Annotated in this window: 8 protein-coding genes and 1 pseudogene; 2 read left to right on the forward strand and 7 right to left on the reverse strand. The window is 70.4% G+C overall.

All coding sequences use genetic code 11. The features are described 5' to 3' along the window. Positions 1-62: 62 nt before the first annotated feature. The 6 genes from WG212_RS12575 to sucC all read right to left on the reverse strand — a co-directional run bounded on the left by WG212_RS12575 (position 63) and on the right by sucC (position 8,372). Positions 63-515 carry a GNAT family N-acetyltransferase gene (locus tag WG212_RS12575; RefSeq protein ID WP_337187440.1) on the reverse strand — a complete coding sequence of 151 codons (453 nt, stop codon included), beginning with the start codon at positions 513-515 and terminating at the stop codon, positions 63-65. Then, entirely contained in the window at positions 497-1,894 is a 1,398-nt protein-coding gene (gene lpdA / locus WG212_RS12580) for a dihydrolipoyl dehydrogenase (RefSeq protein ID WP_337187441.1), read from the reverse strand. Before lpdA ends, WG212_RS12575 begins: the two co-directional genes overlap by 19 nt. A 69-nt stretch (positions 1,895-1,963) precedes the next feature. Beyond that, the gene (odhB, locus tag WG212_RS12585; RefSeq protein WP_337187442.1) at positions 1,964-3,190 is read right to left on the reverse strand and encodes a 2-oxoglutarate dehydrogenase complex dihydrolipoyllysine-residue succinyltransferase; all 1,227 of its coding nucleotides are present in this window, start codon (positions 3,188-3,190) and stop codon (positions 1,964-1,966) included. 67 nt (positions 3,191-3,257) lie between these two features. Next, complete coding sequence (locus WG212_RS12590; RefSeq protein ID WP_337187443.1) at positions 3,258-6,209, reverse strand: 2-oxoglutarate dehydrogenase E1 component; 2,952 nt, start codon at positions 6,207-6,209, stop codon at positions 3,258-3,260. Between the two features lie 81 nt (positions 6,210-6,290). After that, entirely contained in the window at positions 6,291-7,169 is an 879-nt protein-coding gene (gene sucD / locus WG212_RS12595) for a succinate--CoA ligase subunit alpha (RefSeq protein ID WP_293378243.1), read from the reverse strand. A gap of 3 nt (positions 7,170-7,172) precedes the next feature. Continuing rightward, entirely contained in the window at positions 7,173-8,372 is a 1,200-nt protein-coding gene (sucC, locus tag WG212_RS12600; RefSeq protein ID WP_337187444.1) for an ADP-forming succinate--CoA ligase subunit beta, read from the reverse strand. 366 nt (positions 8,373-8,738) lie between these two features. On the opposite strand from sucC, the gene WG212_RS12605 reads away from it, so the two are divergent. After that, on the forward strand, positions 8,739-9,512 hold the full coding sequence (locus WG212_RS12605; RefSeq protein ID WP_337187445.1) for a LytTR family DNA-binding domain-containing protein: 774 nt from the start codon (positions 8,739-8,741) through the stop codon (positions 9,510-9,512). Between the two features lie 24 nt (positions 9,513-9,536). Here the strand turns inward: WG212_RS12605 and WG212_RS12610 are convergent, their stop codons facing one another. Next, positions 9,537-10,073: a GNAT family N-acetyltransferase gene (locus WG212_RS12610; protein ID WP_337187446.1), complete on the reverse strand. Its 537-nt coding sequence runs from the start codon at positions 10,071-10,073 to the stop codon at positions 9,537-9,539. A 132-nt stretch (positions 10,074-10,205) separates the two neighbouring features. Here WG212_RS12610 and WG212_RS12615 point away from each other — a divergent pair. Continuing rightward, positions 10,206-11,189 (forward strand): annotated as a pseudogene (locus tag WG212_RS12615) (hypothetical protein); the annotation flags it as partial.

Consider the following 11,189-nt stretch of genomic DNA (forward strand, 5'->3'; position numbering starts at 1 on the left):
CCCAGGATGACGGCGGACGCCGCAAAGGCTGCCACCCGTCCTGCGGACGGCCAAATTAAGTTTCAGCCATGAACGAAGCGCAGCCAGGGGACGCCGCCGTCCTCGCCGGCTTCCACACAGCGGAAGCCCTCGCGCAGATAGAAGGCCTGCGCCCGCCGGTTGGCGGTCTGGCACTTCAGCTCCAGGCGCCCGCCCGCCGCCGCCAGGACATAGCGCAGCAGCAGCCGGCCGACGCCCCGGCCACGATCGCCCACATACAGCGAATGCAGGAACGCCTGGGGGCGATAGAGCGCGGCCACGCCTACGATACGGCCCGCGTCGACAGCGACGAAGACCTCCTCGTCCCGCGCGGCGGCCAGGAAATCCTCGGCCCGGTGCCGCTCGGGCGGGAGCCAGGTGAAGGTGTCGGTGAGGACGCGGACATAGACGTTCGCGCAGGCGCCCAGCTCATCCGGCCGCGCGCGGCGGATGACCAGACCGCGGGGCGGATCGGCCCTCAGGCCTGCATCGTCCACCCTTCGACCCCCATCGCGGCCTGCCGCAGCGCCTCCGAGCGGGTCGGGTGCGGATGGCAGGTGCGGGCCACGTCCTCGGACGCCGCGCGGAACTCCATGGCCACGCAGAATTCGCCGATCATCTCGGACACCGAAGGCCCGATCAGATGCGCGCCCAGGACCTCGTCGGTCGCGGCGTCGGCCAGCACCTTGGCGAACCCTTCGGTCTCGTGGTTGATCTTCGCGCGGCTGTTGGCGGTGAAGGGGAACTTGCCCACCTTGTAGGCGCGGCCTTCGGCCTTCAGCTCCTCCTCGGTCTTGCCGACCCAGGCCACTTCGGGGGCGGTGTAGATCACGCCCGGGATGACGCCGTAGTTCACGTGGCCGGCCTTGCCCGCCAGGGTCTCGATGCAGGCCACGGCCTCTTCCTCGGCCTTGTGCGCCAGCATCGGCCCGTGCGTCACGTCCCCGATGGCCCAGACGCCGGGCGCCGAGGTCTTCCAGTGGTCGGTCTCGATGAAGCCGCGCTTGTCGGGGGTGATCCCGACGGTGTCGAGACCAAGGTCGCTCGTGAACGGCCGCCGCCCGATGGCCAGCAGCACGTAGTCGGCCTCCAGCGTCTCGGCGTCACCGCCCTTGACCGGCTCGAAGGTCAGGGCGACGCCCTTCTTCGACGCCTTGGCGCCGGTCACCTTGGCCCCCAGCTTGAACGCGATCCCCTGCTTGGTCAGCGCGCGCTGGAAGGCCTTGGCCACCTCGGCGTCCACGCCGGGCGTAATGCGGTCCAGGTACTCCACGACGGTGACCTTGGCGCCCAGCCGCCGCCAGACCGAGCCCAGCTCCAGGCCGATGATGCCGGCGCCGATCACCACCAGATGACCGGGGACCTCCGGGAGGGCGAGCGCGCCGGTGGAATCGACGATGCGCTTCTGGTCCACCTCGACGCCCGGCAGGCTCGACGGCTCCGAGCCCGTGGCGATGACGATGTTCTTGGCCTCCAGCGCCGTGACCTGGCCGTCCTCGCCCGTCACCTCGACCTTGCCGGCTCCGGCGATGCGGCCGTGGCCCTTCACCCAGTCGACCTTGTTCTTCTTGAACAGGAACTCGATGCCCTTAGTGAGCTGGCCGACCGAGTCGTCCTTCTGCTTCATCATCTGGGGCAGGTTCAGCTTCGGCGCGACCTCGATCCCCAGCGTCGCGAACTCCGAGCCGGCCGCGGCGAACAGCTCCGAGGCGTGCAACAGCGCCTTCGAGGGCATGCAGCCGACGTTCAGGCACGTTCCGCCCAGCGTCCCGCGGCTCTCCACGCAGGCGGCCTTCAGCCCGAGCTGCCCCGCCCGGATCGCGGCGTTGTAGCCGCCCGGACCGCCTCCGATGATGACGACGTCGTACTGAGCCATGTCGGCCCCCAGGAAACAGAATTCAGTTGCACGCGCCGGGACGTGGCGCGCGGGCGAAGCGGAACCGCCTCAGAGGTCCAGCAGCAGGCGCTGCGGGTCCTCGATGGCGTCCTTCACGTGGACGAGGAAGGTGACCGCGCCCTTGCCGTCGACGATCCGGTGGTCGTAGCTGAGCGCCAGGTACATCATCGGGCGCACCACGATCTGGCCGCCCACCACCATCGGCCGCTCCTGGATCTTGTGCATGCCCAGGATGCCCGACTGCGGCGGGTTCAGGATCGGCGTCGACATCAGCGAGCCGTAGATGCCGCCGTTCGAGATGGTGAAGGTGCCGCCCTGGAGGTCGTCCATCGAGAGCTGGCCGTCGCGGGCCTTCCGGCCCAGGGCGCCGATCTCCTTCTCGATGTCGGCCAGGCTCATGGCGTCGGCGTCGCGCACCACCGGCGTCACCAGGCCCTTCTCGGTGCCGACGGCCACCGAGATGTCGTAGTGGTTCTTGTAGATGACGTCCGTGCCGTCGATCTCGGCGTTGACGTCCGGGACCTGCTTCAGCGCGTGGACCACCGACTTCACGAAGAAGGACATGAAGCCCAGCTTCACCCCGTGGCGCTTCTCGAAGACGTCCTTGTACTCGTTGCGCAGGGCCATGACCGCGCTCATGTCCACCTCGTTGAAGGTGGTCAGCATGGCGGCCGAGTTCTGGGCCTCCTTCAGCCGGCGCGCGATCGTCTGGCGCAGGCGGGTCATCCGCACGCGTTCCTCGCGCGCGTGGATCTCGCGGGGCGCGGCGGGCGCAGGTGTCGCCGGCGGCGCCGAGGCGCGGGCTTCCAGCGCGGCCAGGGCGTCGCCCTTGGTCACGCGGCCGTCCTTGCCGGTGCCGGGGATCGCGGCTGGGTCCAGCCTGTTCTCGGCCGCGATCCGCTGGGCCGAGGGCGCCAGGACGGGCTCGGCGGCCGGAGCCGCCTTGGCGGGAGCAGGCTTGGCCGCCGCCGCAGGTTCGGCCTTGGCGGCGGGTCTCGGCGCCTCGGCCGCCTTCGCGGCCGGCGTCGCTGTGGCGGCCGCGCCTTCCGTGATCTTGCCCAGGACCGTGCCCGGCTCGACCGTCGCGCCCTCCTCGGCGCTGATCTCCGCCAGCACGCCGTCTGCGGGCGCGGCCACCTCCAGGCTGACCTTGTCGGTCTCCAGCTCGACCAGGATCTCGTCCTTGCGGACCGCCTCGCCGGCCTGCTTGGCCCAGCGCGCGACGGTCGCTTCGGTGACGGATTCACCCAGCGCCGGGGTCATGATGTCGGCCATCGGGGGGAAGGCTCCTTGGAGTGTCTCGGACACAAACAGCAGTTGAAACGGATGACGGGAGTTTAGGCTACGCGAAGGCCTCGGTCAGGAACGACTCGAGTTCCTTCAGGTGGCGGCTCATCAGGCCGGCGGCGGTCGAGGCCGAGGCCGGACGGCCCACATAGCGGGCGCGCTTGGCCTTGACGCTCATCCGCTCGAGGGTCAGCTCCAGCCAGGGATCGACGAACTGCCAGCCGCCCATGTTCTTGGGCTCCTCCTGGCACCACACCAGCTCGGCGTTCCGGAACCGCTTCAGCTCGCCTGTGATCGACTTCAGCGGCCACGGATAGAACTGCTCCAGGCGCAGGATGTAGACGTCGTCGCGACCCGACTTGGCCCGCTGCTCCACCAGGTCGAAGTAGACCTTGCCCGAGCAGAGGATGACGCGCTTGATCTCGGCGTCGGGGCGGAGCTGCACGCCGCCCACGTCGCAGCCGACCTCGGCGCCGTCCACCATCACCCGGTGGAAGCCGGTGCCCAGCTCCATGTCGGCCAGGTTCGACACCGCCCGCTTGTGGCGCAGCAGCGACTTGGGCGTCATGACGATCAGCGGCTTGCGGAACTCGCGGAGCAGCTGCCGGCGCAGGACGTGGAAGTAGTTCGCCGGGGTGGTCACGTTGACCACCTGCATGTTGTCCTCGGCGCAGAGTTGCAGGAAGCGCTCGAGGCGCGCCGACGAGTGCTCGGGGCCCTGACCCTCGTAGCCGTGCGGCAGCAGCATGACGAGGCCGCTCATCCGCAGCCACTTCCGCTCGCCCGAGCTGATGAACTGGTCGATCACCACCTGGGCGCCGTTCACGAAGTCGCCGAACTGGGCTTCCCAGAGCGTCAGGGTGTCGGGGTCGGTCAGCGAGAAGCCATACTCGAAGCCCAGCACCGCCTCTTCCGAGAGCGCCGAGTCCAGCACCTCGAAGTGCGCCTGGGTCGGCGAGAGGTTGCGGAGCGGGAAATAGACCTCCTCGGTCTTCTGGTCGATGATCCCCGAGTGGCGCTGGCTGAAAGTGCCGCGCACGCTGTCCTGGCCCGACAGCCGGACGGGGAAGCCCTGGTCCAGCAGCGTCGCGAAGGCCAGGGCTTCGCCGGTGGCCCAGTCGATGCCCGAGCCGCTCTCGATCGCATCGCGGCGACCCTGGATCACGCGCTCGACGGTCTTGTGCGGCGCGACCCGCTCGGGGATGGCCGTCATCTTGCGGCCCAGGTCCAGCAGCTTCTCGCGCGGCACGCCGGTGGCATAGCGCTCGTCGCCGGTGGCGAGCTTCACGTTCGACCACTTGCCGTCCAGCCAGTCGGCCTTGTTGGCCTTGTACTGCTTGCCGGCCTCGAACTCGGCGTCCAGGAACTTGTCGAAGTCGCTGATCCAGCCGTCGACCTCGCCCTGGGTGGCCACGCCCTCGCCCACCAGGCGCTGGGCGTAGAGGTCGCGGACCGACGGGTGCCCCTTGATCTTCGCGTACATCAGGGGCTGGGTCATCGTGGGGTCGTCGCCCTCGTTGTGACCGAACCGCCGGTAGCAGAACATGTCGATGACCACGTCCTTGCCGAACAGCTGGCGATACTCGGTGGCCACCTTGGCGGCGAAGGTCACGGCCTCGGGATCGTCGCCGTTCACATGGAAGATCGGCGTCTCGACCATCAGCGCCACATCGGTCGGATAGGGCGAGCTGCGGCTGTTCTTCGGGCTGGTGGTGAAGCCGATCTGGTTGTTCACCACGAAGTGCATGGTGCCGCCCACGCCGTAGCCGCGCAGGCCCGACAGCGCGAAGCACTCGGCCACCACGCCCTGGCCCGCGAACGCGGCGTCGCCGTGCAGCAGCAGCGGCATGACGTGGGTCCTGCCGGCGTCGGCCTTCTCGCGCAGGGTGAACGCCTGCTTGGCGCGCGCCTTGCCGATCACCACGGGATTCACGATTTCCAGGTGCGACGGGTTCGCCGTCAGCGACAGGTGAACCGAATTGCCGTCGAACTCGCGGTCCGAGCTGGCGCCCAGGTGATATTTCACGTCGCCCGAGCCCTGCACGTCCGAGGGCACGGCGGTCCCGCCTTGGAACTCGTGGAAGATGATGTGGTAGGGCTTGCCCATCACCGCGGCCAGCACGTTCAGGCGGCCCCGGTGCGGCATGCCGACGACGATGTCCTGCACCCCCATCGCGCCGCCGCGCTTGATGATCTGCTCCAGCGCCGGGACCATCGACTCGCCGCCGTCCAGGCCGAAGCGCTTGGTGCCGGGGAAGCGGCGGTGCAGGAAGGCCTCGAAGCCCTGGGCCTCGATCAGCTTCTTCAGGATGGCGACCTTGCCTTCCTTCGTGAAGACGATCTCCTTGTCGCGGCCCTCGATCCGCTCCTGCAGCCAGGCCTTCTCCTGAGGGTTGGACACGTGCATGTACTGCACGCCCACGTTCCCGCAGTAGGTGCGGCGCAGGATCTCCAGGATCTCGCGGATGGTCGCGGTCTCCAGGCCCAGCACATAGTCCAGGAAGATCGGCCGGTCGAAGTCGGCCCCGGCGAAGCCGTAGCTGGCGGGATCCAGTTCCGAGGCGTCGCCCTCGGTCGTGGCGATGCCCAGGGGGTCCAGGTTGGCCTTCAGGTGGCCGCGCATCCGGTAGGCGCGGATCATCATGATGGCGCGAAGGGAATCCAGCGTCGCGGCGCGGACCTCGTCCACGGAGGCGGTGGGCTTGCGGGCCTCGATCGCCTTGCCGACCTTGGCCTCGACCGCCGGCCAGAGGCCGTCGATGGCGCTCATCCAGTCGGGGCGGGCGGCGGGCGCGGAGGGCCTTGTCCAGGCGGGCGGCGCGACGGCCCGCTTCACCTCGTCGGCGCGCTCGGCGAGCGAGGCGAAGAACGCCTGCCAGGAGGGCTCCACCGAGCCCGGATCGCTCGCCCACTTCGCGTAGAGCTCCTCCACGAAGGCCGCATTGCCGCCGTAGAGGAAAGATGTCTCGGCCAGAACGTCGTTGATCAGGCCTGCGTCGTCCGCCATGTCCTTCGCCTTCCGCGGGCGGGCCCCACGGACTCGGAAGAAGGAGCCGAGGGCGGACCGCCCTATTCCAATGTCAGCCCGTCAGGCGCCCTTCAGCACCTCGAGCAGCGTCGTGCCCAGCGCGGCCGGCGAGGGCGAGACCCGGATGCCCGCCGCCTCCATCGCCGCGATCTTGTCCTCGGCGCCGCCCTTGCCCCCCGAGATGATCGCGCCGGCATGGCCCATGCGACGTCCCGGCGGCGCCGTGCGGCCCGCGATGAAACCGACCATAGGCTTCTTCTTTGGTGAATTCTTGATGAACTCGGCCGCGTCTTCCTCGGCCGAACCCCCGATTTCGCCGATCATGATGATCGACTCGGTCTCGTCGTCGTCCAGGAACATCTGGAGCATGTCGATGAACTCGGTGCCCTTCACCGGGTCGCCGCCGATCCCCACGGCCGTCGTCTGGCCGAGCCCTGCCTGAGTGGTCTGGAACACGGCTTCGTAGGTAAGCGTGCCCGAGCGGGAAACAACACCCACGCTGCCGCGCTTGAAGATGTTTCCGGGCATGATGCCGATTTTGCACTCGTCCGGCGTCAGCACGCCGGGGCAGTTGGGCCCGATGAGGCGCGACTTCGAGCCCGACAGCGAGCGCTTCACCTTGACCATGTCGGCCACCGGGATGCCCTCGGTGATGCAGACGATCAGCGGGACCTCGGCGTCGATGGCCTCCAGGATCGAGTCCGCGGCGAACGGCGGCGGGACGTAGATCACGCTGGCCTCGGCGCCCGTCTCCTTCACCGCCTGGGCGACGGTGTCGAACACGGGCAGGCCGATATGGGTCGTGCCGCCTTTGCCGGGCGTGACGCCGCCGACCATCTTGGTGCCGTAGGCGACGGCCTGCTCGCTGTGGAACGTGCCCTGGGCGCCCGTGATGCCCTGGCAGATGACGCGGGTGTTCTTGTTGATCAGGATCGACATGTCTTACGCAGCGCCCCGCACGGCCTTCACGATCTTCTCGGCGCCGTCCGAGAGGTCGTTCGCGGCGATGACGTTCAGGCCGCTTTCGTTGATGATCTTCTTGCCCAGCTCGGCGTTGGTGCCTTCCAGCCGCACCACCAGGGGCACGTTCAGGCCCACCTGCTTCACCGCCGCGATGACGCCGTTGGCGAGGATGTCGCAACGGGCGATGCCGCCGAAGATGTTGACCAGGATGCCCTTCACGTTCGGATCGGCGATGATGATCTTGAACGCCGCCGTCACCTTGGCCTCGTCGGCGCCGCCGCCCACGTCCAGGAAGTTGGCCGGCTCGGCGCCGTACAGCTTGATGATGTCCATGGTGGCCATCGCCAGGCCGGCGCCGTTGACCATGCAGCCGATCTCGCCGTCGAGGGCGATGTAGGAGAGGTCGAACTTCGACGCTTCGATCTCCTTCGGGTCCTCTTCGGTCTCGTCGCGCAGCGCCTGGATGTCCTTGTGGCGGTACAGGGCGTTGGAGTCGAAGCTGACCTTGGCGTCCAGCACGCGGAGCTGGTCGTCCGCCGTGACGATCAGCGGGTTGATCTCCAGCATGCTCATGTCCTTGGCCACGAAGGCCGCGTAGAGCTGCGAGAGCAGGGTCGCCGCCTGCTTGGCCAGGTCGCCCTTCAGGCCCAGCGCGCCGGCCAGCGCGCGGCCGTGGTGGGGAAACACGCCGGTGGCCGGGTCGATCGAGAAGGTGGTGATCTTCTCGGGGCTGTCGTGGGCCACCTCCTCGATGTCCATGCCGCCTTCCGTGGACGCCACGACCGAGACCCGGCTCGTTTCGCGGTCGACCAGCAGCGACAGGTAGAATTCCTTGGCGATGGCGGCGCCTTCCTCGATGTAGAGGCGGTTCACCTGCTTGCCCTTGGGGCCCGTCTGGTGCGTCACCAGCACCCGGCCCAGCATCTCCTCGGCGTTGGCCTTCACGTCGTCGGCCGACTTGACCACGCGGACGCCGCCCTTGGCGTCGGGGCCCAGGCCCTCGAACCGGCCCTTGCCGCGCCCGCCGGCGTGGATCTGCGACTTCACGACGAAGACGGGTCCGCCCAGCTTGGCGGCCGCGTCGACGGCCTCCTGGACGGAAAACGCGGCGTACCCGCGCGGAACGGCGACGCCGAACTCCGCGAGGACGGCTTTGGCTTGGTGTTCGTGGATGTTCATGAGGCCTTGGGGCGGCTGCCGGACGCTCGCCCTCTCGGCGAGTGAGCGGGCTTATAGGCGCCGGCCCCCCCGATGACAACCGCGGGAGGCCTCCAAACCGTGACGATGCTCACGCTGCGGAAGTTCCATCCAGAGCGCGCGTCCGGACGGCCCATCCGGGGGCGCCCGCCCCCTTGGCGCCAGGCCCGGCTTGCGAAACAGACGGCATCCTTTATCTCCGGTCCCGATGGGGCGGCGCCCGACCGCCCGGGTCGAAGCGGGTCATGGCCATCGTCCGGACAGGATGCGAGCGGGAATGCGCCGGATGACGGCGAGGCGGCGCGGACCGCCGGGGCCCCCCGTTCGTGCGCCGCGCGCGACGACGCCGTGAAGGGCGCCCCTCCCCGGCGGGCGGCCGGACCGACCGGACCGGCCAGATGGCTCCGCGGCCTCGCCGTCGCCGCGACCGCGGCCGCCTTCCTCACGGTTTCGGGCGCCTTCGGCACCGGGAACGCGCCGCTGGCCGTCCGCGCGGCGTACTGGTGCGTCCTGATCGCCCTGGGCTACGTCTGGGGCTCGGCCGTGGCGCGGCTGTTCTTCGCCGGCGGGCGGCTGCGCACGGGCTTCCCGTGGCTGGACGTGCTGCTGGCCTCGCTCCTCATGAGCGTACCGCTCACCGGGGTGGTCTGGGTCGCCTCGAACTACGCCTTCGGCGGGTCGCCGGACCTGGCGGAGCTGCCCTACTACTTCGGGCCGGTCTTCGCGATCTCCGTGGTCCTCACGGCGATCAACATGCTGATCGAGATGCGCCACGACGGCGCCACGGCCGAAGAGGCCGCGGCCCCGCCGCCGAGGTTCCTCGAACGGCTGCCCCTGAAACTGCGCGGCGCCGAGGTGTGGGCGGTCGAGGCCGAGGACCACTACCTCCGCCTCCACACCTCCAGAGGCCAGGACCTGATCCTGATGCGCCTGGCCGACGCGGTGGCCGAGCTGGAGGGGATCGAGGGCGCCCAGGTCCACCGGTCCTGGTGGGTTGCCCGCGACGCCATCGTGGGCGCGCGCCGGGGCGACGGCCGCGCCACCCTCACCCTGAAGGACGGCGCCGAGGTCCCCGTCAGCCGCACCTACGCCGGCGCGCTGCGCGACAAGGGCTGGATCTGAAATCCCGGATCGCCGACCGGTCCGTCAGTCCCGGCGCCGCGCCCGCCATTCCACCCGGCTCTGGCCCCAGCAGTCGACCGTGAGGCCGAGCGGCGGCGGCAGGGTCGCCTGGCGAAGGATGCGCGAGCCAAGTCGCGTCGCCACGGCCTGCGACGGGATGTTCTCCGCCTCGATCGTGTGGATCACCTCCGTCCAGCCCAGGGCGTCGAACGCCCAGTCGATGGCGGCGGCGGCGCCCTCGGTGGCGTAGCCCCGGCCCCAGGCGTCGCGCGCGAGGCCCCAGCCCACCTCGGTTCCCGGCCAGCCCTCCGGTTGCCAGGGCCCCAGCCGCCCCACCCAGCGGCCGGTCGCCTTCTCGACGACCGAGAACATGGAGAACCCGCGCGACATCCAACCGCCCGCCATGCCCGACATGATGCGCCACGCGCCGATCCGGTCGGCCGGCCCGCCCAGGAACCGCATCGCTTCGGGGTCGGCGCAGAAGGCCGCCCAGGCGTCGAAGTCCTGCGGTTCGGGCGCCCGGAGGATCAGCCGTTCGGTTTCCAGGACCGGGATTTGCATCGCGCTCGAAATGGCCTCAATCTGTGAACGGGAGAGCATAGGGGACTGGGGCGATTTTCGGCGCGGCGTTCTGCGCGCCGCCTTCCGGCCTGTCCAGTACGTCGAGGGACCCTGTGTGTCGAAGGGTCGCCCATGTCGCCGGAACCGCCGCCCCGCGCCCTGCCGCCGTCTCGGTCGGCGCCGCGCCCTTCAGCCTCCCAACAGGCAACCTCCAACCTGGCCTCCCCTCATCCGCCGCCCGGGTCGTTCAGCCTGATCGAAGCCGGGCCTTCGGGGGCGTGGCGCATCGCGCTGGCGGGGGTCGTCGGCGCCTGCGTCCTGGGCGCCGGCCTGGGATTCGTCGCCCGTCCGGCGCCGGAAGCCACGACCGGCCCCGAGCCGGAAGCGTCACGACCGGTCGAGACGATCGCCGAACCCCTGCTCCAGGTCGTGGTGGACGAGACGCCCGCGCCGGTCGGCCTGCCCATCGAGGTCCTGCCGCCCGACATGGCCGCCGCCGCCGCCGAGAACGCCGCGCCCTATACGATGCCGCGCCCGCCCGACCATCCCGCGCCCGACGCCGGACGCGTCGTGAGGGCCGTCGCGGTCGCCGCACCCGCGGCCGCACGGGCCTCCCAGACGCCGCCACGCACCACAGCGGCGCGTCGCCCCGGGGACGACGGCGGCCCCTCGACCTCCCGGCCGGCGACGAAGACCGCGCCCGCCTCCGCCCCAGCTCTCAGGGCGGAAGCCAGGTCCAGGGCCGCGCCCGACAAGCCCAAGCCTGCCGCCGCCCGCGCCGGGCCCGGGCCGAAGCCGCAGCGGACCGCCAAGGCCGAAGCCCGCGCGCCAAAGCCCGCGCCCCCCTCTCCGGTCGGCAGCGAGCGACGGAAGGCCGTGGCCGTCGCCAAGTCCCGGCCGACCGCGCCGGCCCGCAAGCCCGCGATCGCGCCGCCCGAGCCGCCACGCCCGGCGCCTCTGCGCGGCGAGGGCGCCACCCGCGTGGCGCGGGCCGGCGGCTGCGGGACCGGCTGCGACGACGCCCTGGTGGCGGCGCGCGAGCGGCAGCTCCAGCGCGCCTACGCCGAGGCCGAGGCGGCGGGCGTGCCGCCGCAGGCCCTGCGCCGGCAGCAGGCC

This window comes from Phenylobacterium sp. (assembly GCF_037189685.1).
Classification (GTDB): Bacteria; Pseudomonadota; Alphaproteobacteria; order Caulobacterales; family Caulobacteraceae; genus Phenylobacterium.

Excerpts from the sequence above, each read along its gene's own strand:
- odhB (WP_337187442.1), bottom strand. The coding sequence starts at position 3,190 with ATGGCCGACATCATGACCCCGGCGCTGGGTGAATCCGTCACCGAAGCG.
- sucC (WP_337187444.1), bottom strand. The coding sequence starts at position 8,372 with ATGAACATCCACGAACACCAAGCCAAAGCCGTCCTCGCGGAGTTCGGC.
- sucD (WP_293378243.1), bottom strand. The coding sequence starts at position 7,169 with ATGTCGATCCTGATCAACAAGAACACCCGCGTCATCTGCCAGGGCATC.
- lpdA (WP_337187441.1), bottom strand. The coding sequence starts at position 1,894 with ATGGCTCAGTACGACGTCGTCATCATCGGAGGCGGTCCGGGCGGCTAC.
- WG212_RS12610 (WP_337187446.1), bottom strand. The coding sequence starts at position 10,073 with ATGCAAATCCCGGTCCTGGAAACCGAACGGCTGATCCTCCGGGCGCCC.
- WG212_RS12590 (WP_337187443.1), bottom strand. The coding sequence starts at position 6,209 with ATGGCGGACGACGCAGGCCTGATCAACGACGTTCTGGCCGAGACATCT.